Raw genomic sequence first — 20,834 nt, 5'->3', positions numbered from 1 at the left:
CCGTAATCCCTGCCGACAATTCGCCAGAAGTTGCACGTTTGCATCCTTGTTCGTGCACGTTTATTCTCGGTGCATGGAAACCCACGACGTCCCGCTCGCCCGCCGCGAACTGATCGCCGCGCGGCTCGCCGCCGGCCAGGGCGTTGCCGCCGCGGCTTTGGCGGCTGAGTTCTCCGTCTCGGAAGACGCGATCCGCCGCGACCTGCGCGCGCTGGCCGCCGAAGGCCGCTGCCGCCGTGTCTACGGCGGCGCGCTGCCGCCGACGCCCGGAGCGCTGCCGATGGCCGTGCGCAGTGGCGTCGACATCGTGCACAAACGTGCACTCGCCCGCGCGGCCGCCGCCACCGTGCGCCGCGGCGAGTTCCTGTTCCTGGACAACGGCAGCACCAACCTCGCGCTCGCCGAACTGCTGCCCGAGGACCACGCGCTGACCGTGGCGACGAACTCGGTCGACATCGCCGCGGCGCTGCTTCGCCGCGCGGACCTGCGCCTGCTGATGCTGGGCGGCGTCGTCGACCCGACGGTCGGCGGCTGCGTCGACACGACCGCGCTGCTGGCGCTGCAGCGCCTGGACATCGACCGCGCCTTCGTCGGCGCCTGCGCGATCTCGGCCGAGACCGGCGCCAGCGCGCACGACGCGGCCGACGCCGAGTTCAAGCGTGCGCTGCTGGCCGCCAGCCGCGAGCACGTGGTGATGGTGACGAACGACAAGCTCGGCACGCGTGCGCCGCACCGTTTCGCGGCGCTGCAGGCGCTGGGCACGGTGATCGTCGAACACGACGCCGACGCCGCCGCGCTGGCCGCCGCCGGCGCCACCATCCTGCGCGCCGACGCGCCGGTCTGAACCTTCACCGGAGACACCCGATGCGCCTCGCCCACGTCGCCCTGTGGACTCGCGACCTCGACGCCGCGGCCGACTTCTGGCGCCGCCTGTTCGACGCCACGATCGCCCCGCCCTACCGCAGCCAACGCCGGCCGGGTTTCGTCTCGGTCTTCGCGACACTGCCCGGCGACACGCTGCGGCTGGAGCTGATGGCCGCACCCTGGTTGGCCGACGCACCGGCCGGCGACGCCGTCGGCTGGGATCACGTCGCGATCTCGCTCGGCGATGCGGCGGCCGTCGATGCGCTGGCGACGCTCAGTGCATCCGAAGGCTGTTTGCTCTCGGCGCCGCGCCGCACGGGTGACGGCTTCTACGAAGCGGTGATCGCGACGCCGGACGGCACGCGTGTCGAGGTGACGGCCTGAACCCGGCTCAGCGCAGCCGCGTCGGCGGCGACGCGGCCGCGGCCGACAGCGTCGACAACATCGGCGACGGCGCCGCCGCCTCGGGGTCGTACGGGTGCCAGCGCTGCCCGCCCAGCGCCGCCAGGATGCGGCGCACGTAGGCCCGCGTCTCGGCGTACGGCGGCACGCCGCGGTAGCGGTCGACCGCACCTTCGCCGGCGTTGTAGGCGGCCAGCGTGAACAGCACGTCGCCCTGGTAGTACGCCAGCAGCCAGCGCAGATAGGCCATGCCGCCGCGGATGTTCTGCACCGGGTCGGACAGCTTGCGCACCTTGAAACGTGCCGCGGTGTCGGGCATCAACTGCATCAGGCCCTGGGCGTTCTTCGGCGACAGCGCGCCGGGGTCGAAGCCGCTCTCGGTGGCCATCACCGCCAGCACGAGCTGCGGCGCGAGCTTGTACTCGGGCGCCACGAGGTCGACGAAACGCACGATGGGCTGCGGCGCGTTGGCCGGCGGCGGCAGCGCGGCGAACAGCGCCGACGGCGAACGCACGGCGCCGGCGCGGGGCTGCGGCCGGGCGGTGGCCGTCAGCGGGTCCTGCTCCGGCGGCCGCAGACACGGCGGCGGCGGCCCGAGCGGCGCGCCCAGGTGCGAGGCCATGTTCAGCGCCTGCGGCAGGCCTTGTTCGGCGGCGGCAGCGAACAGGTGCGCGGCCTGCGCCTCGTCGCGCTCGATGCCGCGGGCGTTGGTCAGCATCCAGGCCAGGTTGAACTGCGACTCGGCGTCGCCGTAGCGCGCGGCCCGGCAATACAGCTGCGCGGCCAGCAGCGCGTCGCGCGGCACGCCGTCGCCGTACTCGTGGCCCTTGGCCTCCAGCCGCCAGCGTTCGACCTGGGCCGGCACGACCGGCCCGCGTTCGGGCGGCGGGGTGTCGGGCCGCGGCAGCGCCGACAGGTCGGGCACCGCCTGCGCGTGCGCGGCCAGCACCAGCCAGCAGGCGGTGGCGGCGAGGACGGCGCGGCCGCTTCGGGCGGCGCGCACGACGGCGGCAGGGCGGCACGGCTTCATCGGCGCAGCGAGTCTAGGCCGCGCGGCAGCGCTCCGCTCTCCCCGAGCTCGGCGGGTCGTTGGGCGCCGGGCGTGACGGAATGCGCCGGTCGGCCGCTCAGCTGAACAGCCGCCGCGCCGCCGGCGAGCCGGCGGCCAGGTCCAGCTGCTCGAGCTGGGCATAGAGCTGCTGCAGCTCGCGGCCGATGGCATCGAAGGCGTGCAGCGTGACCGGCTGGCCCTGGTCGTCGACGATGGTCGCGTCCATCTCGTCGGCCAGCGTCGTCGTCACGCGGTGCCAGGTCGGGAACGGTTCGTGGCGGGCCTCGGTCTGCGGCACGTCCAGCGTCAGCGTGCAGTCGCGCACGGCCGCCATCTGGGCATCGTCGGCGAGCGCGGCCTGCGAGTCGTAGCTCAGCACCAGCACCGGCGGCGCCCCGGCCTCGGGCCCCGGCAGCACCAGCCGGCCCGGCAGCGCCCCGGGCAGGAAACCCAGGCGCTGGGACACCTGCTGCAGGTAGCCCACCGACCAGGCGACGTGGTTGGAGCGCAGCGTGACGGTCAGCTGGGCGTCCAGCGGGCTGGCCAGGCCGTCGAGCTCGCGGGCGCGGGCCACGACTTCCAGCATGTCGGGGAAGTCGGGCATCGCGCCGATGGCTTCGCAGAAGGCCTGCACCTTCTGCACGAACTCGGAGTACTCGATCTCGTTGAGCGCGCCGCTGCGGCTGGCGAGCTGCACGCCGGCCTGCAGTTCGCCGTAGCGGTGGCCCGCCCGCGGCTGTTCCCAGTCGCCGGTCTCGGTGTCCAGGCCCTCGACGTAGAACGGTTTGGTGCCGGCGCGGCGCGACGGCGGCAGGTGCGAGAGCACGAAATCGCCGGTCACCGGCGACTCCAGCGTCATCGGCACGAGGGCGTCGATCAGCGCGTCCAGGCGCGCCGGGCGGCGTGTGCCCGGGGGCGGCGGCGCCGGGGCGGCGTCCAGCGCCGGTTCGTCGGCCGGATCGCCGGTGGCAGGCGCGCTGCCCAGGCCGGGTTCGACACGCTCGGGCGCGTCGGGTTGGACGTCCGGCCGGCGCGGGCCGGCGCGGCGGGTGGAGAGCCAGCCCTGGACGATCAGGGCGAGGAGAACGAGGCCGCCGACGAGGGCGAGTGCCGTGGTGAGGGTCATGCCGCTTCGGCGAAGCCGATGGCCGCTTCCATGTCGACGGCGACGATGCGCGAGACGCCCTGCTCCTGCATCGTCACGCCGATCAGCTGTTCGGCCATCTCCATCGCGATCTTGTTGTGGCTGATGAAGAGGAACTGGGTGCCCGCGCTCATCTCGGTGACGAGGTTGCGGTAGCGCTCGGTGTTGGCGTCGTCCAGCGGTGCGTCGACTTCGTCGAGCAGGCAGAACGGCGCCGGGTTGAGCTGGAAGATCGCGAACACCAGCGCGATCGCCGTCAGCGCCTTCTCGCCGCCGGACAGCAGATGGATGGTGCTGTTCTTCTTGCCCGGCGGCTGCGCCATCACCTGCACGCCGGCGTCGAGGATCTCGTCGCCGGTCATCACGAGCCTGGCCTGGCCGCCGCCGAACAGCGACGGGAACATGCGCCCGAAGTGTTCGTTGACCTGGTTGAAGGTGCTGCCCAGCAGGTCGCGCGTCTCCAGGTCGATCTTGCGGATCGCGTCTTCCAGCGTGTTGATGGCGTCGGTCAGGTCGGCGAGCTGGGCGTCGAGGAAGGTCTTGCGCTCGCGCGAGGCGGTCAGCTCGTCCAGCGCGGCGAGGTTGACGGCGCCCAGCGCCGCGATCTCGCGGTTGATGCGGTCGATCTCGGACTGCAGGCCCCAGAGCTTGACGCCGCCCTGCTCGATGCCGCTGGCCAGCGCCTCCAGGTCGACCTCGGCCGCCTGCAGCTGCTCCAGATACTGCGCGCCGCCCAGCTGCGCCGCCTGCTGCTCCAGCTGCAGCTTGGTGATCTGCTCGCGCAACGGCGCCATGCCGTGCTCCAGCCCCAGGCGCTGCTCGTCGGCGCGGCGCATCTGCGCCGACAGGTCGTCGTAGCGGCTGCGTGCGGCGCCGAGTTCACGCTCGCGCTCCAGGCGCAGCGCCAGCGCGTCCTGCAGCCCGGCTTCGGCCGCGGCATCGTCGAAACCGGCCAGCTCGGTGCGGATCTGCTCGGCGGCCTGCTCGTTGGCGGCGATCTGCGCCGCGGCGGTTTCCAGCGCACGCTGCAGCTCGTCGCGCCGCGCGGCCAGCGAGCGCGCCTGGAAACGCGCTTCCTGCGCCTGGCGCTCCAGCGCGCGCTGCTGCTCGCGGGCGTCGGCCAGGCGGCGGTCGGCAGCGATGACCTCGTCTTCCAGGTCGGCGTGGCGCTGCTGGGCGTCACCGAGTTCGACGTCGAGTTCCTCGAAACGCGCTTCGCCGACGGCGCGGCGCTCCTCGATGGCCTCCATCTGGGCGTCGATCTCGGCGAGCTCGTCGCCGAGCTGCTCGCGGCGCTGCAGCGCGGCCTCGGCCTGCTGGCTCAGGCGCAGCAGCTCGACGTGCAGCGCGTGGGCGCGGTTCTGCGCTTCGGCGGCTTCGCGGCGTGCGGCGGACAGGCGGCCGCTGGCTTCGGTGTAGGCGGCTTCCAGGCGCACGGACTGGGTGCGAGCCTCCTCGGCGATCAGCGCCTGGGCGCGCTGCTGGCGGTCGAGGTTCTCGATCTCCTGGGCGCGCGCCAGCAGGCCGGCCTGTTCGGAGTCGGGCGCGTAGAAGGCGACGGCGTACTGGCTGACGGCGTGGCCCTCGCGCGTCATCACGATCTCGCCGTGTGTCAGCTGGCCGCGTGCGGCCAGCGCCGCGTCCAGCGAGTCGGCGGTGTAGACGCCTTCGAGCCAGTCGCCGAGCAGCGCCTTCAGGCCGGCGTCGCCCAGGCGCAGCAGGTCCGCCAGCCGCGGCAGCGTGGCGTGCGTGCTGGCGATGGCGCCCGAGGGCAGCGCGTAGAAGGCCAGCTTGGCCGGCGGGGCATCGGCGGCGAAGGCGCGCACGGTGTCCAGGCGGCCGACGGCGAGCGCGTTCAGGCGTTCGCGCAGCGCGGCTTCCAGCGCCGTTTCCCAGCCGGGCTCGATGTGCACCTGGCGCCACAGGCCCTGCATGCCGGTGAGGCCGTGGCGCTCCAGCCAGGGCTTGAGCTTGCCTTCGGTCTGCACCTTCTCCTGCAGCGTGCGCAGCGCTTCCAGGCGCGCGGCGATGTCGGCCTGCCTGGCGTTCTCGCGGTTGACGGCGGCCTGCGCGGCGCGGCGCTGCTCGTCGAGTGCCGGAACCTGCTCGGACAGCTCGTGCAGCCGGCCTTCGGCTTCCTCGTGGCGCTCGGCGGCCACGGCTTCGTCTTCGCGCAGCGCGTCCAGGCGCGCGGTGTCGGGCGCCTGCAGTTGCTGGCGCTCGCCGGCCAGGCGCTCGCGGCGCGTGCGCAGCTGGCGCGCCTGCTCGTCGAGGTTGCGGCTGTCGGCGGCCAGCACCTGGATCTGCTGCTGCACCTGGGTGACGGCGTTGCGCTGGCGGTTGGCGTCGGCCTGGGCGGCACGCAGGCCGTCTTCCAGCGCCGGCAGTTCCAGCCCCTGGTCCTCGGCCTGGGCGACGAGCACGTCGGCCTCTTCGTCGGCGGCGACGATCTGGCCGGCGATGTCTTCCAGCTCGGCCTCGGCAGCGGTCTGGCGTTCGCGCCAGCCTTCGTTCTGCGCGTCGAGTGCGGCCAGGCGCTGCTCGGCACGCTGGCGGCCGTCGACGACGTAGCGGATGCGTTCCTCGAGCCGGCTCACTTCCAGTGCCGCTTCGGACAGCGAACCCTGGCGCGCGTGCAGCTCGTCGCTGGCTTCGTAGTGCGCCTGGCGCAGCTGCTCGAGTTCGGCCTCGACGTGGCGCAGCTCGGCCAAACGTTGCTCGAGCACGTTGGTCGCGGCCAGCACCGCGGTCTTGACACGCTCTTCCTCGCCGGCGGCGTCGCGCGCCTTCAGGAACCACAGCTGATGCAGCTTGGTCGTGCCGTCGTCCTGCAGCCGGCGGTAGGCGGCGGCGACCTCGGCCTGCTTCTCCAGCTTCTCGAGGTTGAGGTTCAGCTCGCGCAGGATGTCTTCGACGCGCGTCAGGTTCTCGCGCGTGTCCTTCAGCCGGTTCTCGGTCTCGCGGCGGCGTTCCTTGTACTTGGAGACGCCGGCGGCCTCTTCGAGGAACAGGCGCAGTTCCTCGGGGCGGCTCTCGATGATGCGGCTGATCGTGCCCTGGCCGATGATGGCGTAGGCACGCGGGCCCAGGCCGGTGCCGAGGAACACGTCCTGCACGTCGCGCCGGCGCACCGGCTGGTTGTTGATGAAGTAGCTGGACGTGCCGTCGCGCGTCAGCACGCGCTTGACGGCGATCTCGGAGAACGCGTTCCACTGGCCGCCGGCGCGCGCCGAACTGTTGTCGAAGACGAGTTCGACGCTGGCCCGGCTGGCGGGCTTGCGCTGGCCCGAGCCGTTGAAGATCACGTCCTGCATCGACTCGCCGCGCAGCTCGCTGGCCTTGCTCTCGCCGAGCACCCAACGCACCGCGTCCATGATGTTGCTCTTGCCGCAGCCGTTCGGGCCGACGACGCCGACACGCTGCCCGGGCAGCTGGAAGGTGGTCGGTTCGGCGAAGGACTTGAAGCCGGCGAGCTTGATCTGGTTCAGTCGCATCGAGGCGGCCGCTGACGGTGGGTCAAAACACGCAAGTGCTTGATCTACATGGCAAAACGCGCTCGACGGGGGAGCGCGCTGGTGGCCGGATGATAGCATCGCGCCCCCTTCCCCCCGGCCCGCCCGCCCCCGACACCGATGGCCCGCACCCCCGCCCGCCAGCGCACCGCCCCCGCGGTGCCGCCCACCCAGCCCAGCAAGGAACTGCAGGTCTTCCCGAACCCGGCGCCCGAACGCGACTACGTGATCCGCTTCGACGTGCCCGAGTTCACCTGCCTGTGCCCGCTGACGGGCCAGCCCGACTTCGCGCATTTCACGATCGAGATCGTGCCGGACCAGCTGTGTGTCGAGCTGAAGAGCCTGAAGCTCTATTTCTGGAGCTATCGCAACGAAGGCGCGTTCCACGAGAAGGTGACCAACACCATCCTCGAGGACCTGGTGAAGGCCATCCAGCCGCGTTTCCTGCGCATCCACGGCAACTGGTTCGTGCGTGGCGGCATCGGCACCCACGTCACCGTCGAACACCGCGCCAAGGGCTGGAAGCCGGCCGCGCCGGTCGTGCTGCCGGCGCCGCAGGCGTGAACGTGCCGCAGGCGCCGCGCGTCGAACGACGGCCCTATCAGAAGTACGCGGTCGACGTCGCTGTCAGCGCCATCGACGGCCACGGTGTCTTCGCCGCCGAGGCCATCCCGGCGCGCGTGAAGATCGGCGAGATCCGCGGCGAGGCGCTGAGCGTCGAGCAGGCGCGCATTCGCGCGACGCGGCACGAACGCATCATGATCGTCGAGCTGTCGCCCAAGCGCGCGATCGACTTCACGCTGTCGACCGACCCGATGCGCTACACCAACCACAGCTGCCAGGCCAACGCCCGGCTGGTGCTGGACAACGGCCGCGTCGAGTTCTTCTCGCTGCGCGCCATCGCCCCGGGCGAGGAGATCACCGTCGACTACGGCGAGACGCACCACGGCGGCACGCTGCCGTGCCGCTGCGGCGCGCCCGGCTGTCGCGGGGCGCTGTAACTGACAGGCCTGCGGCGCCGCGGCAGTCGGGAATGCAGGGGTCAGGTCTCAAGAGACCTGACCCCACCGCAGCGTGACCCCACCGCAGCGTTGACCGCACCTCAGCGTGACCGCGCCTCAGCGTGACCGCGCCTCAGCGGCCGCCGGCCGTCAGACGCGCTCGAACGCGGCGGCGATGCCCTGGCCGCCGCCGATGCACATCGTCACCAGCGCGTAGCGGCCGCCGATGCGGTGCAGTTCGTGGATCGCCTTGGTGGTGATGATCGCGCCGGTGGCGCCGATCGGGTGGCCCAGCGAGATGCCCGAACCGTTGGGGTTGACCTTGGCCGGGTCGAGGTCGAGTTCCTTGGACACCGCGCAGGCCTGGGCGGCAAAGGCTTCGTTGGCTTCGATGACGTCGAAGTCGCCGACCTTGAGCCCGGTGCGCGCCAGCAGCGCACGCGTCGCCGGCACCGGGCCGATGCCCATGATCGCCGGCTCGACGCCGGCGTGCGCGTAGCCCACCAGCCGCGCGAGCGGCACGAGGCCGTGCGCCTTGACGGCCTCGGCGCTGGCCAGCACGACGGCCGCGGCGCCGTCGTTGATGCCCGAGGCGTTGCCGGCGGTCACCGTGCCGTCCTTCTTGAACGCCGGCTTCATCTTCGCCAGGCCTTCCAGCGTCGTCGCCGGCTTGACGTGTTCGTCGGTGTCGAAGACGACCTCGCCCTTCCTCGTCTGCTGCACCACCGGGACGATCTGCTCGCGGAAATAGCCGGCTTCCAGCGCCGCGGCGGCGCGGCGGTGGCTCTCGACCGCCAACGCGTCCATCTGCTCGCGCGTGATGCCGAAACGTTCGGCGACGTTCTCGGCGGTGATGCCCATGTGCACCTTGTGGAACGGGTCGTTCAGCGCGCCGACGACGAAGTCCAGGATCTGCGCGTCGCCCATGCGCGCGCCCCAGCGTGCGCCGGGCATCAGGTAGGCGCCGCGCGACATGTTCTCGGCGCCGGCGCCGATGGCCAGCTCGCAGTCGCCGAGCGTGATCGCCTGCGCTGCCGAGACGATGGCCTGCAACCCCGAGCCGCAGAGCCGGTTGACGTTGAAGGCCGGCGTCTCCTGCGGCAGCCCGGCGCCGATCGTGGCGACGCGGCTGAGGTAGGCGTCACGCGGCTCGGTCGGCACGACGGTGCCCATCGCCAGGTGGCCGATGGCGGCGGCCGGCGCGCCGGAACGCTCCAGCGCGGCCTTGACGGCCAGCGTCGCCAGCTCGGACAGCGGCACGTCCTTGAGGGCGCCGCCGAAGGTGCCGATCGCGGTGCGGGCGGCGGCGACGACGAAGATCTCGCGCGGAAGGCTCATGGGCTTCTCCAGTCAGGTTGGACGGGGGACATCGTGCCGGAACCGGCAGGGCAACGGTGGCGACCGATTGTGTCCGCCGGCCGCCGCATCCCCCTCCGGGATAATCCGCGCCATGAACCCGCTGCTCGCCCGCCTGAACCCCTACCCCTTCGAGCGCTGGCGCGAGCTGACGCGCGGTCTGGTGCCCAATCCGGCGCTGCGGCCGGTCAACCTGGGCATCGGCGAGCCCAAGCACCCGGCGCCGGCATTGCTCGAGGAAGCGCTGGTCGCCAACCTGAAGTCGCTGGCCGCCTACCCGGCGACCGCCGGCGAGCCGGCGCTGCGCGAAGCCTGCGCGGCGTGGCTGGTGCGGCGTTACGGCATCACGGTCGACGCGGCGAGCCAGGTGCTGCCGGTGCTGGGCTCGCGCGAGGCGCTGTTCTCGTTCGCGCAGACGGTGATCGACCCGACGCGCGAGAACGCCACCGTCGTCTGCCCCAACCCGTTCTATCAGATCTACGAAGGCGCGGCGCTGCTGGCCGGCGCCCGCACCGCGTTCGCACCCAGTGACCCGGCGCGCAACTTCGCCGCCGACTGGTCGGCGATCGACGACGCGACCTGGGCCACGACGCAACTGCTCTACGTCTGCTCGCCCGGCAACCCGACCGGCGCGGTGATGCCGCTGGACGAATGGGCGCGGCTGTTCGAGCTGTCCGACCGCCACGGCTTCGTCATCGCCAGCGACGAGTGTTATTCGGAGATCTATTTCCGCGACGAGGCGCCGCTGGGCGGGCTGGAGGCGGCGGCGAAACTCGGCCGCAGCGACTTCCGCAACCTGGTCGCCTTCACCAGCCTGTCCAAACGCAGCAACGTGCCGGGGCTGCGTTCGGGCTTCGTCGCCGGCGACGCCGCGCTGCTGAAAGCCTTCCTGCTCTACCGCACCTACCACGGCAGCGCGATGAGCCCGCTGGTGCAGCGCGCCAGCGTCGCCGCCTGGAACGACGAGACGCACGTCGTCGCCAACCGCGAGGCCTACCGGCAGAAGTTCGCCGCCGTCACGCCGCGCCTGGCCGGCGTGCTCGACGTCGCGCTGCCCGACGCCGGCTTCTACCTCTGGGCGGCGGTCCCGGGCGGTGACGACGTCGCCTACGCCCAGGGCCTGCTCGCTCAATACAATGTGACCGTCCTGCCCGGCAGCCTGCTGGCGCGCAGCGTGCAGGGCCGCAACCCCGGCGCCGGCCGCGTCCGCATGGCGCTCGTCGCACCGCTCGAGGAATGCCTCGAAGCCGCCGAGCGCATCGTTTCCTACACCGAAAGCCTCACCCGATGACGACCCAGCTCCAAGCCACCATCGACCTCGCCTGGGAACGGCGTGCCGAGATCAACGCCGTCAACGCCCCCGAGGTGCGTGACGCCGTCGAGCACGTGATCGACGAACTCGACGCCGGCCGCCTGCGCGTGGCCGAACGCCAGGCCGTCGGCCAGTGGACCGTCAACCAGTGGGTCAAGAAGGCGGTGCTGCTGTCCTTCCGCCTCAACGACAACCGCCTGATGCAGGCCGGTGACCTGAGCTTCTTCGACAAGGTCGAGACCAAGTACGGCGGCGCCGACGCCGAGACCCTGCGTGCCACCGGCGTGCGCGTCGTGCCGCCGGCCGTCGCGCGCCGCGGCAGCTTCCAGGCGAAGAACGTCGTGCTGATGCCCAGCTACGTGAACATCGGCGCCTACGTCGACGAAGGCACGATGGTCGACACCTGGGCGACGGTGGGCTCCTGCGCGCAGATCGGCAAGAACGTGCACCTGTCGGGCGGCGTCGGCATCGGCGGCGTGCTCGAGCCGCTGCAGGCCAACCCGACGATCATCGAGGACAACTGCTTCATCGGCGCCCGCTCCGAAGTCGTCGAAGGCGTGATCGTCGAGGAGAACTCGGTGATCTCGATGGGCGTCTACATCAGCCAGAGCACCAAGATCTACAACCGCATGACCGGCGAAGTGAGCTACGGCCGCATCCCGGCCGGCTCGGTGGTCGTCAGCGGCTCGCTGCCGGCGGCCGACGGCAGCCACAGCCTGTATTGCGCGGTGATCGTCAAGCAGGTCACGGCGGCCACGCGCGCCAAGACCAGCATCAACGACCTTCTCCGGGCCTGAGCCCCGGCAGGATCGACGAAAGGATCGGCATGTCGGGCAACATGGAACGGGTCCTCCGCCTGATGGCGGAGAAGAACGCCTCCGACGTCTACCTGTCGGCGAACACGCCGATCCTCATCAAGATCCACGGCCAGATCCTGCAGCTGTCGGACCAGCTGCTGAGCCCGACGCAGACGCGCCAGCTGCTGGCCGAGCTGCTGACGCCGCACCAGCTCGAGGAGCTCGACGACACCGGCGAGCTCAACGTCGGCATCGGCATCCCGCGTGTCGGCAGCTTCCGGCTGTCGGCGTTCAAACAGCGCGGCACCGTCGCCGCGGTCTTCCGCTGCATCCCGCACCAGATCCCGGCGCTGGACACGCTGGGGCTGCCGACGATCCTGTCGCAGCTGGTCACCGAGAAACGCGGCCTGATCCTGATGGTCGGCGCCACCGGCACCGGCAAGAGCACGACGCTGGCGTCGATGCTGGAGTGGCGCAACCAGCAGGTCACCGGCCACGTGTTGACGATCGAGGACCCGATCGAGTTCCTGTTCTCGAACAAGAAGTCCATCGTCAACCAGCGCGAGGTCGGCCGCGACACGCAGAGCCTGCAGATCGCGCTGAAGAACGCGCTGCGCCAGGCCCCCGACTGCATCATGATCGGCGAGATCCGCGACCGCGAGACGATGACCGCGGCGACCTCGTACGCGCTGTCAGGCCACCTGGTGCTGGCCACGCTGCACGCCAACAACAGCTACCACGCGCTCGGCCGCATCCTGTCGTTCTACACGCCGGAAGCACGGCCGACGCTGCTGTCGGACCTGGCCTCCGGGCTGCGTGCGGTGATCTCGCAGCGCCTGCTGCGTGCCACCACCGGCGGGCGCGTGCCGGCTGTCGAGGTGCTGCTCAACACCAAGCTCGTCTCCGAGCTGATCGAGAAGGGCGACCTCGCCGGTGTCAAGGAAGCGGTCGAGAAGTCGCTGGCCGAAGGCTCGCAGACCTTCGAGCAGGACCTGGCGCGGCTGATCAACGAAGGCGTCATCACGCGCGAGGAAGGCCTGGCCTACGCCGACTCGCCGACCAACCTGCTGTGGCGGCTGCAGAACGAGCCCGCCGGCGGCGCCACCGCCAAGGCCGCGCCGCCCAAGCCGGCCGACGACCTGGAGCCGGCGACCTTCACCGAGATCACGATCGACGTGCGCCCCGACGACGGCCGCAGCGGCGCCGCCCCCTGGACGGTGCGATGAACAACGCCCTTCGCCTGGCCGAACAGCTGATCGCGCGCCGTTCGGTCACCCCCGAGGACGCCGGCTGCCAGGACTTGATCGCCTCGCGCCTGGCGGCGCTGGGTTTCGAGTGCGAGACGATCGTCTGCGGCCCGGACGACTTCCGCGTCACCAACCTGCTGGCGCGCCGCGCCGGCAGCGAGCCGGGCCCGGTGCTGGCCTTCGCCGGCCACACCGACGTCGTGCCGACCGGCCCGCTGGACCGCTGGACCAGCGACCCCTTCGTGCCCAGCCACCGCGACGGCCGGCTCTACGGCCGCGGCGCGGCCGACATGAAGAGCTCGCTGGCGGCGATGGTCGTCGCCGTCGAGGAGTTCATTGCCGCGCAGCCGCGCCACGCCGGCGCCATCACCTTCCTGCTGACCAGCGACGAAGAAGGCCCGTCGGTCGACGGCACGGTGCGCCTGGTCGAGCTGCTGCAGCAGCGTGGTGAACGCCTGGACGCCTGCATCGTCGGCGAGCCGACCTCGGTCTCGCGCCTGGGCGACATGCTCAAGAACGGCCGCCGCGGCTCGCTGTCGGGCCGGCTGACCGTCATCGGCAAGCAGGGCCACATCGCCTACCCGCAGCTGGCGAAGAACCCGATCCACGTCTTCGCGCCGGCGCTGGCCGAGTTGGCGGCGATGCGCTGGGACGAAGGCAACGCCTTCTTCCCGCCGACGAGCTGGCAGGTCAGCAACCTGCACGGCGGCACCGGGGCGAGCAACGTCATCCCGGGCGAGCTGGTCGTCGACTTCAACTTCCGCTTCAGCACCGAGTCCACGCCCGAGTCGCTGCAGGCGCGGGTCGCCGAGGTGCTGGCGCGCCACGGCGTCGAACACCGGCTGGAGTGGACGCTCTCCGGCCGTCCCTTCCTGACGACGCCCGGCCCGCTGATCGCCGCCCTGAGCGCGGCCATCGTCACCGAATGCGGCGTCGAGCCCGAGCTCAGCACCACCGGCGGCACCTCCGACGGGCGTTTCATCGCCGCGATCTGCCCGCAGGTCGTCGAGTTCGGGCCGCTGAACGCCACCATCCACCAGATCGACGAACACGTCGACGCGGCCTCGGTCGAGACGCTGAAGAACGTCTACCGCCGCACGCTGGAACACTATCTCCGATGACCCTGATCGAGCTGATCGAGACCTCCAGCGCCCGCCTCGCCGAGGCGGGCGTTTCGTTTGGGCACGGCACCACCAATGCCTTCGACGAAGCCGCCTGGCTCGTGCTGTGGAAGCTGGGCCTGCCGCTGGACGCGCTGGACGAACACGCCGCGCGTGAACTGTCGGCCGCCGACATCGCCGGCTGCGAGACGCTGCTGGCCGAACGCATCGCCACGCGCAAGCCCGCCGCCTACCTGACCGGCGAAGCCTGGCTGCAGGGCGTGCCCTTCAGCGTCGACGAACGGGTCATCGTGCCGCGTTCACTGATCGCCGAGCCGCTGGCCGACGGCACCATCGACGCCTGGCTGTCAGAGCGCACCCGGCGCGTGCTGGACCTGTGCACCGGCAACGGCAGCCTGGCCGTGCTGGCGGCGATGGCCTGGCCCGAGGTCGAGGTCGACGCCAGCGACCTCAGCGCCGACGCGCTGGCCGTCGCCGCGATCAACGTGGCGCGCCACGGCCTGCAGTCGCGCATCCGATTGCGCCAGGGCGACGGCCTGGCGGCCGCCGACGGCGTCTACGACCTCGTGCTCTGCAACCCGCCCTACGTCAACGCCGAGGCGATGGCCGCGCTGCCGGCCGAGTACCGCGCCGAGCCCGAGCTGGCGCTGGCCGGCGGTGCCGACGGCATGGACTTCGTGCGCCTGCTGCTGGCCGAGCTGCCGCGCCACCTGTCGCCGCACGGCGTGCTGGTGCTGGAGATCGGCCACGAACGCGCGCATTTCGAAGCCGCGTTCCCGCGCCTCGAAGCCGTCTGGCTGGAAACCAGCGCCGGCGAGGACCAGGTGCTGCTGCTGACGGCACAGGCGCTGGAGGCCGGCCTGTGATCACGCTGCGCAACATCACGCTGCGCCGCGGCGTCAAGGTCGTGCTGCAGAACGCCAACCTGGTGCTGCAGCCGGGCGAGAAGGTCGGCCTGATCGGCCGCAACGGCGCCGGCAAGTCCAGCCTGTTCTCTCTGCTGACCAACCGGCTGCAGGCCGACAGCGGCGACGTCGAGATCCCGCCGCGCTGGCGCCTCGGCGAAGTGGCGCAGAACATGCCCGAGACCGACGACGGCGCGACCGACTTCGTGCTGCAGGGCGACATCCCGCTCGTCGAGGCCCAGGCCGCGCTGGCCGCGGCCGAAGCCTCGGGCGACGGCCACGCGATCGCCGAAGCCCACATGCGGCTCGACGAAGCCGGCGCCTTCGACGCGCGTTCGCGTGCCCAGGCGCTGCTGCTGGGCCTGGGCTTCCGCAGCGACCAGCTCGACGCGCCGGTGAACAGTTTCTCCGGCGGCTGGCGCATGCGGCTGCAGCTGGCGCGCGCGCTGATGTGCCCGGCCGACCTGCTGCTGCTCGACGAACCGACCAACCACCTGGACCTGGACGCGCTGGTCTGGCTGGAAGCCTGGCTGAAGCGTTTCGACGGCCTGATGGTCGTCATCAGCCACGACCGCGAGTTCCTCGATGCGATCACCCGCGTCACCGTCCACCTCGACGACTGCACGCTGACGCGCTACGGCGGCAACTACAGCACCTTCGAGGAGATGCGTGCCGAACGCATGAGCCAGCAGCAGGCGGCGTTCGCCAAGCAGCAGGAGAAGATCGCGCACCTGCAGCGTTTCATCGACCGCTTCAAGGCCAAGGCGACGAAGGCAAAGCAGGCGCAGAGCCGGGTCAAGGCGCTGGCGCGCATGGAAAAGCTGGCGCCGGTGCTGACCGCCAGCGACTTCGAGTTCGAGTTCCGCGAGCCGGTCAGCCTGCCCAACCCGATGCTGTCCCTCGACGGGCTGGTCTGCGGCTACGGCAGCACGACCATCGTCCGCAACGTCAGCCGCTCGGTGCTGGCCGGCCAGCGCATCGGCATCCTGGGCGCCAACGGCCAGGGCAAGTCGACGCTGGTGAAGACCATCGCGCGCGCGCTGCCGCCGCTGGGCGGCACGATGACCGAGGGCAAGGGCCTGGTCATCGGCTACTTCGCGCAGCAGGAGCTGGACGTGCTGTCGCTGGGCGACGGCCCGCTGATGCACATGGTGCGCCTGGCGCGCGACGTCGGCCCGGCGGCGCGCGAGCAGGAGCTGCGCGACTTCCTCGGCCGTTTCCGCTTCACCGGCGACATGGTCACGCAGGCCGTCGGTTCGCTGTCCGGCGGCGAGAAGGCGCGCCTGGTGCTGGCGATGCTGGTCTGGCAGCGCCCCAACCTGCTGCTGCTCGACGAACCGACCAACCACCTGGACCTGACGACACGCGAGGCGCTGTCGATCGCGCTCAACGAGTTCGAGGGCACGGTGATGCTGGTCAGCCACGACCGCGCGCTGCTGCGCGAGACCTGCGACGAGTTCTGGCTCGTCAGCCGCGGCGGCGTCGAGCCCTTCGACGGTGACCTCGACGACTACCAGCGCTGGCTGCTGGAGGTCTCGCGCGCCACGGCGCGCGGCCAGGAACCGCCGCCGCCGCCGCGGCCGGCGGCGTTCGTGCCGGCGACGCCGATCGAGAGCAAGGCGGCACCGGCCGCACGCCCGGCGCCGCAGCCCAGCGGCGACCGCCGCGAAGACCGCAAGCAGGCCGCGCAGGCGCGCCAGGCGCTGGCCAACCGCACGCGCCCGCTGCGCAACGAGCTGGCGCAGATCGACACCCGGCTGGAGAAGCTGGCCGCCGAGCGCGCCGAGCTGGAGGCCCAGCTCGCGTCCGGCACGATGTCCGGCGCCGAGATCGCCGAAGCCGGCCGGCGCCTGAACCACGCCGCCGCCGAGACCGGCATGCTCGAGGAACGCTGGCTCGAGCTGCAGACCGAGATCGAGGCGCTGCAAGCCGAAAACTGAGGTCGATGCCGGCGCCGCCGGCTTCGACCCTTCGTGCCGTCGGCGTATCAAGTTGTGCGCAACCGAGTTGCGCGCAACTGTCTACAGTGCGGCCCATGGCCTCGACCGACGCCCCCGCCCTGCTGCCGCTGGAACGCCAGCTCTGCTTCGCGCTCTACGCGGGCTCGCTGGCGATGACGCGGCTGTACCGGCCGCTGCTCGACCCGCTGGGCCTGACCTACCCGCAGTACCTCGTGATGCTCGTGCTGTGGCACGAAGGCCGGCAGACGGTGTCGGGCATCGGCGAGCGGCTGGACCTGGAGTCCGGCACGCTGACGCCGCTGCTGCGGCGGCTCGAACGCGCCGGTCTGGTGCGCCGCGAGCGCGACGAGGCCGACCAGCGCCGCGTCTACGTCGAGCCGACCGAAGCCGGCGTCGCGCTGCAAGACCGGGCCGTCGAGCTTCAAGGCCGGCTGCTGGCCGGCGTCGACTGCGACGCCGCCGAACTGGCCGTGCTCGTCGAGCGTGTTCAGGCGCTGCGCCGGCGCATCAACGAATCCCTTCCCCGCGCGGCCTGAGGCCGCCCTTCACGACGCCACTGCAAGGAGACTTCCCATGGCCATCGAAAAAGCGCTCTACACCGCCCGCGGCACCGCCACCGGCGGCCGCACCGGCACCGCCAAGTCCGACGACGGCCGTCTGGACATCCAGCTGTCGACGCCCAAGGCGCTGGGCGGCGACGACGGCGCCGGCACCAACCCCGAGCAGCTCTTCGCCGCCGGTTACGCCGCCTGCTTCATCGGCGCGCTGAAGGCCGTCGGCGCCCGCCACAAGAAGGCGATCCCCGCCGACGTGGCCATCCACGCCGAAGTCTCGATCGGCCCGCACGCCGGCAAGCCGGGTGCGTTCGGCATCGCCGTCGCGCTGACGGTGTCGCTGCCGGGCTTCGAGCGTGCCGAAGCCGAGGCGCTCGTCGCCGAGGCGCACGAGGTCTGCCCGTACTCCAACGCGACGCGCGGCAACGTCGACGTCGCGCTGTCGGTCGCCTGACGGCGGATCAGGTGCGGCGCGCCAGCAGGTCCAGCATCAGCTCGATGCGGGCCTGCGCCGGCGTCGCCGCGCCGTAGTGCGGCAAGGCGCCGTCGGTCGTGCCGACGACGCCGCCCGCCAGGCAGCGCGAGGCGCGCACCACGGCCACCCCTGCCGCCAATGCCCGCGCCGCCGCCTCGCGCAGCGCCGTATGCACCGTGCCGTTGCCGGTGCCGGCGATCACCAGGCCGTCCACCCCGTCGGCCACCAGCCCATCGACGATGCGGCCGCTGGCGCCAGCGTGGCTGGTGACGATCTCGACCCGCGGCCATGCGCCGGGCGGCACCTCGCCGACCGGGGCGCGATGCAGCTCAGGCGCCGGCCAGTCTCGCAGCCGGCGGAAGACTCCGTCCTCGACCAGCGCCAGCGCACCGGCATCACCGGCGGAGAAGGCGTCCAGCTGCCAGCCGTGCAGCTTGCGCAGCTCACCGCCCGCCCAGACCTTGCCGCCGAAGGCGACCAGCACGCCGCGGGCGCCGGGTTCTCGCGCCAGCCGCACGGCGTCGAGCAGGTTCTGCGGGCCGTCGGGCGACGGCGCGCTGGCCGGGCGCATCGCCGCGGTCAGCACCACCGGCTTGGGCGCGGCCAGCGTGCGGTGCAGGAACCAGGCGGTCTCCTCCAGCGTGTCGGTGCCGTGCGTGACGACGACGCCGGCGACCTCCGGCCGCGCCAGCCGCGACTGCAGTTCGCGGCGCAGCAGCGCCCAGGTCGCGTGGTCCATGTCGCAGCTGTCCAGCCGCGCCAGCGTCCAGGTCTCCAGCGCCTCGCCGGCCAGCGCCGGCACCGCCGCGGTCAGCTGTTCGGCCGACAGCGCGCCGGCGTCGTAGCCGACGAGATCGTCGCCGCGGGCGGCCGTGCCGGCGATCGTGCCGCCGGTGGCGACGAGCGCGACGACACGCGATTCGCTTTGCATTCCGTGGTCCTCTGGATGAAAATACAGTGATCTGGATGAATCTCCAGTCTCAAAGACCGGATCACGCGATGGACGACAGCCCCAAGCTCACGCCGCGACAGCAGCAGATCCTCGACCTCGTGCAAAGCGCGATCGAGCGCACCGGCGCCCCGCCCACCCGGGCCGAGATCGCCGCCGAGCTGGGCTTCCGTTCGGCCAACGCGGCCGAGGAGCACCTGCAGGCGCTCGCCCGCAAAGGTGTCATCGAACTCGTCGGCAACACCTCGCGTGGCATCCGGCTGAAGTCTGACACACTGCGCGCGCTGGCCGAGGCGCGCCTGTCGCAGCACGGCAAGCAGTTCAGCCTGCCGCTGCCCAGCCTGGCGCAGCTGACGCTGCCGCTCGTGGGCCGCGTCGCCGCCGGCAGCCCGATCCTGGCGCAGGAACACATCGACCAGAGCTTCGTCGTCGAGGCCTCGCTGTTCCAGCGCAAGCCCGACTACCTGCTGAAGGTGCGCGGCATGAGCATGCGCGACGCCGGCATCATGGACGGCGACCTGCTCGCGGTGCAGAAGGCGCACGAGGCCAAGAACGGCCAGATCGTCGTCGCGCGGCTGGGCGACGACGTCACCGTCAAGCGTTTCCGCCGCACCAAGGCGGCGATCGAGCTGATCCCCGAGAACCCCGACTTCCAGACCATCGTCGTGCCGCTGGCAGGCAGCGACCAGGGTTTCGAGCTCGAAGGCATCGCGGTCGGCCTGATCCGCAACACGATGCTGATGTGAGCGTGATGGCCGCGCCCTACGCCCGTCGCACGCTGCCTTCGGCGCCGCCGCTGCCGGGGCCGGCCCGCCCGCCGCGCGCCCCCAAGGCGCCGCGGCCGCTGAAGGCGCGCACGGCCGACGAGTGCGAGCTGCTCGAACAACTGCCCAACATCGGCCCGTCGATTGCCGGTGACCTGCGCCTGCTCGGCATCCAGCACCCGCGCGAACTGGCCGAACACGACGCGCTGGCGCTGTACCGCGCGCTCTGCGACGCCACCGGCAAGCGGCAGGACCCCTGCGTGCTCGACACCTTCATGGCCGCCGTCGACTTCATGCGTGGCGCCGAGCCGCGCCCGTGGTGGAGCTACACCGCTGAACGCAAGGCCCGGCACGGCGTCGTCTGAAACCGTCGGCAGGTTTTGCTGATCGCGGCGAGTCCTGCCATACCGGGTCAGACTGCCGCGCCTGATCGCCGCGCCTGACCGCCGCGTCCGATCCCCCGCCTGCCGGGGCTGCGTGGCCGGCATCGCGCCGCGTCGGCGTGCAGCCGGCGCCGCGGCCACGTGCGCGTGGCTCACGCAGAACTGACCGGCATCGGCCACGCTGTTCGGCGCTTAAACCTGGGTCGAGCCGCACACAATGGACTCAAGCAGCGCCATTCGTGGCCGATATCACGCTCATGACCAGTTCGAGCATGTCGCCCTGGAACACCTCGCATCAAGCGGACAACGCAGGTTTCGGTCGCACCCCGGTGCCGCCGCCGTCGTTGCGCACCGCGCCGACGGCCGCCTGGGACCGCTTCGTCTTCTGGTTGACGGCCCCCGCGGCCAAGGACGCGGCGCCGCCGCTGAGCCAGTTGCCGCAGGCGCGGCAGCAGTTCCTGGACAGCCTGCACGATCTCGCCGGGGCTGACGTCGGCCGGCTCGCCGAGCGCATCGGCCAGGCCCGCACGCTGCGTGAACTGTGGCACCTGCGGGCCGACGTCTACCGTGTCGTCGCGCTGCACCGCAGCCAGTCGGAGGCCGAGCGCCGCGTCACCCGCCTGAACGCCCACTTCCCCAAGCGCGGCCGCAACCGGCTGAAAGCGCCATGAACACGCTCACCCTGCGCTCCGTCGCCCGTGCGCCGATCGCGGTCCACCCGGTGGTCGGGGCGGTCGCGCTCGCCGGCCCGCGCCTGGCGCGGCTGGCCGAGCGCCGGGCCTTCGTGACGACCAAACACGACTTCCTCACCGCCGTCGAAGGCCTGGAAGGCTCGCACGCCGAATGGGTGCGCCGCCAGATCCGGGCCGCCGAGCAGCCGTCGGACCTGTGGCTGCTGCGCGGCACCGTGTTCGAGGCGCTGGCCGACGCCGGCCAGTCGGCGCTCGAGCCGCTGCTGCGCGCCAGCCTGGACACGCTGTTTCGCTGCGGCGCCCCGGCCACCGACTTCCTGTCCAGCCGCGTCCTGACGCGCTGA

General features: G+C 71.8%; 21 protein-coding genes. 16 read left to right on the top strand and 5 right to left on the bottom strand.

Features of this window, described 5'->3' with window-relative positions; translation table 11 throughout:
• The first annotated feature begins 73 nt into the window (after positions 1-73).
• Positions 74-844 (top strand): DeoR/GlpR family DNA-binding transcription regulator, encoded by a 771-nt coding sequence (locus tag RBXJA2T_RS08370; protein ID WP_009856907.1) that lies wholly within the window; start codon positions 74-76, stop codon positions 842-844.
• Between the two features lie 20 nt (positions 845-864).
• Positions 865-1,248: a glyoxalase/bleomycin resistance/extradiol dioxygenase family protein gene (locus RBXJA2T_RS08365; RefSeq protein ID WP_009856906.1), complete on the top strand. Its 384-nt coding sequence runs from the start codon at positions 865-867 to the stop codon at positions 1,246-1,248.
• A 7-nt stretch (positions 1,249-1,255) separates the two neighbouring features.
• Here the strand turns inward: RBXJA2T_RS08365 and RBXJA2T_RS08360 are convergent, their stop codons facing one another.
• From RBXJA2T_RS08360 to smc, 3 genes are all read right to left on the bottom strand, one after another.
• The gene (locus tag RBXJA2T_RS08360) at positions 1,256-2,296 is read right to left on the bottom strand and encodes a lytic transglycosylase domain-containing protein (RefSeq protein ID WP_009856905.1); all 1,041 of its coding nucleotides are present in this window, start codon (positions 2,294-2,296) and stop codon (positions 1,256-1,258) included.
• Between the two features lie 97 nt (positions 2,297-2,393).
• A complete protein-coding gene (locus RBXJA2T_RS08355) occupies positions 2,394-3,443 on the bottom strand; it encodes a cell division protein FtsZ (protein WP_009856904.1) in 1,050 nt (349 codons plus the stop codon).
• A complete protein-coding gene (smc, locus tag RBXJA2T_RS08350) occupies positions 3,440-6,955 on the bottom strand; it encodes a chromosome segregation protein SMC (RefSeq protein ID WP_009856903.1) in 3,516 nt (1,171 codons plus the stop codon). Before smc ends, RBXJA2T_RS08355 begins: the two co-directional genes overlap by 4 nt.
• A gap of 138 nt (positions 6,956-7,093) precedes the next feature.
• Here smc and queF point away from each other — a divergent pair, with 138 nt between their 5' ends.
• Positions 7,094-7,537: a preQ(1) synthase gene (gene queF, locus RBXJA2T_RS08345; protein ID WP_009856902.1), complete on the top strand. Its 444-nt coding sequence runs from the start codon at positions 7,094-7,096 to the stop codon at positions 7,535-7,537.
• A complete protein-coding gene (locus RBXJA2T_RS08340; protein WP_009856901.1) occupies positions 7,534-7,974 on the top strand; it encodes an SET domain-containing protein in 441 nt (146 codons plus the stop codon). The genes queF and RBXJA2T_RS08340 overlap by 4 nt, the downstream gene beginning before the upstream one ends.
• 150 nt (positions 7,975-8,124) lie before the next feature.
• Here RBXJA2T_RS08340 and RBXJA2T_RS08335 read toward each other — a convergent pair whose 3' ends face one another.
• Positions 8,125-9,312 (bottom strand): acetyl-CoA C-acyltransferase family protein, encoded by a 1,188-nt coding sequence (locus RBXJA2T_RS08335; RefSeq protein WP_009856900.1) that lies wholly within the window; start codon positions 9,310-9,312, stop codon positions 8,125-8,127.
• A 112-nt stretch (positions 9,313-9,424) separates the two neighbouring features.
• Here RBXJA2T_RS08335 and dapC point away from each other — a divergent pair, with 112 nt between their 5' ends.
• The 8 genes from dapC (at position 9,425) to RBXJA2T_RS08295 (ending at position 17,681) form a co-directional block, all read left to right on the top strand.
• Entirely contained in the window at positions 9,425-10,621 is a 1,197-nt protein-coding gene (dapC, locus tag RBXJA2T_RS08330) for a succinyldiaminopimelate transaminase (RefSeq protein WP_009856899.1), read from the top strand.
• On the top strand, positions 10,618-11,439 hold the full coding sequence (dapD, locus tag RBXJA2T_RS08325; protein ID WP_009856898.1) for a 2,3,4,5-tetrahydropyridine-2,6-dicarboxylate N-succinyltransferase: 822 nt from the start codon (positions 10,618-10,620) through the stop codon (positions 11,437-11,439). The genes dapC and dapD overlap by 4 nt, the downstream gene beginning before the upstream one ends.
• Before the next feature lie 29 nt (positions 11,440-11,468).
• Positions 11,469-12,665: a PilT/PilU family type 4a pilus ATPase gene (locus RBXJA2T_RS08320; protein ID WP_009856897.1), complete on the top strand. Its 1,197-nt coding sequence runs from the start codon at positions 11,469-11,471 to the stop codon at positions 12,663-12,665.
• Positions 12,662-13,807, top strand: coding sequence for a succinyl-diaminopimelate desuccinylase (gene dapE, locus RBXJA2T_RS08315; RefSeq protein WP_009856896.1), 1,146 nt, complete (start codon positions 12,662-12,664; stop codon positions 13,805-13,807). Before RBXJA2T_RS08320 ends, dapE begins: the two co-directional genes overlap by 4 nt.
• Positions 13,804-14,673: a 50S ribosomal protein L3 N(5)-glutamine methyltransferase gene (prmB, locus tag RBXJA2T_RS08310; protein WP_009856895.1), complete on the top strand. Its 870-nt coding sequence runs from the start codon at positions 13,804-13,806 to the stop codon at positions 14,671-14,673. The genes dapE and prmB overlap by 4 nt, the downstream gene beginning before the upstream one ends.
• Positions 14,670-16,652, top strand: coding sequence for an ABC-F family ATP-binding cassette domain-containing protein (locus RBXJA2T_RS08305; protein ID WP_009856894.1), 1,983 nt, complete (start codon positions 14,670-14,672; stop codon positions 16,650-16,652). The genes prmB and RBXJA2T_RS08305 overlap by 4 nt, the downstream gene beginning before the upstream one ends.
• Positions 16,653-16,747: 95 nt before the next feature.
• Positions 16,748-17,209 carry a MarR family winged helix-turn-helix transcriptional regulator gene (locus RBXJA2T_RS08300; protein ID WP_009856893.1) on the top strand — a complete coding sequence of 154 codons (462 nt, stop codon included), beginning with the start codon at positions 16,748-16,750 and terminating at the stop codon, positions 17,207-17,209.
• A gap of 37 nt (positions 17,210-17,246) precedes the next feature.
• On the top strand, positions 17,247-17,681 hold the full coding sequence (locus RBXJA2T_RS08295; protein WP_009856892.1) for an Ohr family peroxiredoxin: 435 nt from the start codon (positions 17,247-17,249) through the stop codon (positions 17,679-17,681).
• A gap of 7 nt (positions 17,682-17,688) precedes the next feature.
• Here the strand turns inward: RBXJA2T_RS08295 and RBXJA2T_RS08290 are convergent, their stop codons facing one another.
• Positions 17,689-18,633: an asparaginase gene (locus RBXJA2T_RS08290; RefSeq protein ID WP_009856891.1), complete on the bottom strand. Its 945-nt coding sequence runs from the start codon at positions 18,631-18,633 to the stop codon at positions 17,689-17,691.
• A 68-nt stretch (positions 18,634-18,701) separates the two neighbouring features.
• Here RBXJA2T_RS08290 and lexA point away from each other — a divergent pair, with 68 nt between their 5' ends.
• The 4 genes from lexA (at position 18,702) to RBXJA2T_RS08270 (ending at position 20,834) form a co-directional block, all read left to right on the top strand.
• Complete coding sequence (lexA, locus tag RBXJA2T_RS08285; RefSeq protein ID WP_009856890.1) at positions 18,702-19,397, top strand: transcriptional repressor LexA; 696 nt, start codon at positions 18,702-18,704, stop codon at positions 19,395-19,397.
• A 5-nt stretch (positions 19,398-19,402) separates the two neighbouring features.
• Positions 19,403-19,780 (top strand): helix-hairpin-helix domain-containing protein, encoded by a 378-nt coding sequence (locus tag RBXJA2T_RS08280; protein WP_206026638.1) that lies wholly within the window; start codon positions 19,403-19,405, stop codon positions 19,778-19,780.
• 275 nt (positions 19,781-20,055) lie between these two features.
• Positions 20,056-20,469: a hypothetical protein gene (locus tag RBXJA2T_RS08275; RefSeq protein WP_230247552.1), complete on the top strand. Its 414-nt coding sequence runs from the start codon at positions 20,056-20,058 to the stop codon at positions 20,467-20,469.
• Complete coding sequence (locus tag RBXJA2T_RS08270; RefSeq protein ID WP_009856887.1) at positions 20,466-20,834, top strand: hypothetical protein; 369 nt, start codon at positions 20,466-20,468, stop codon at positions 20,832-20,834. The genes RBXJA2T_RS08275 and RBXJA2T_RS08270 overlap by 4 nt, the downstream gene beginning before the upstream one ends.

This window comes from Rubrivivax benzoatilyticus JA2 = ATCC BAA-35 (assembly GCF_000190375.1).
Taxonomy (GTDB): Bacteria; Pseudomonadota; Gammaproteobacteria; order Burkholderiales; family Burkholderiaceae_C; genus Rubrivivax; species Rubrivivax benzoatilyticus.
This window is presented reverse-complemented; position numbering and strand designations above follow the sequence as displayed.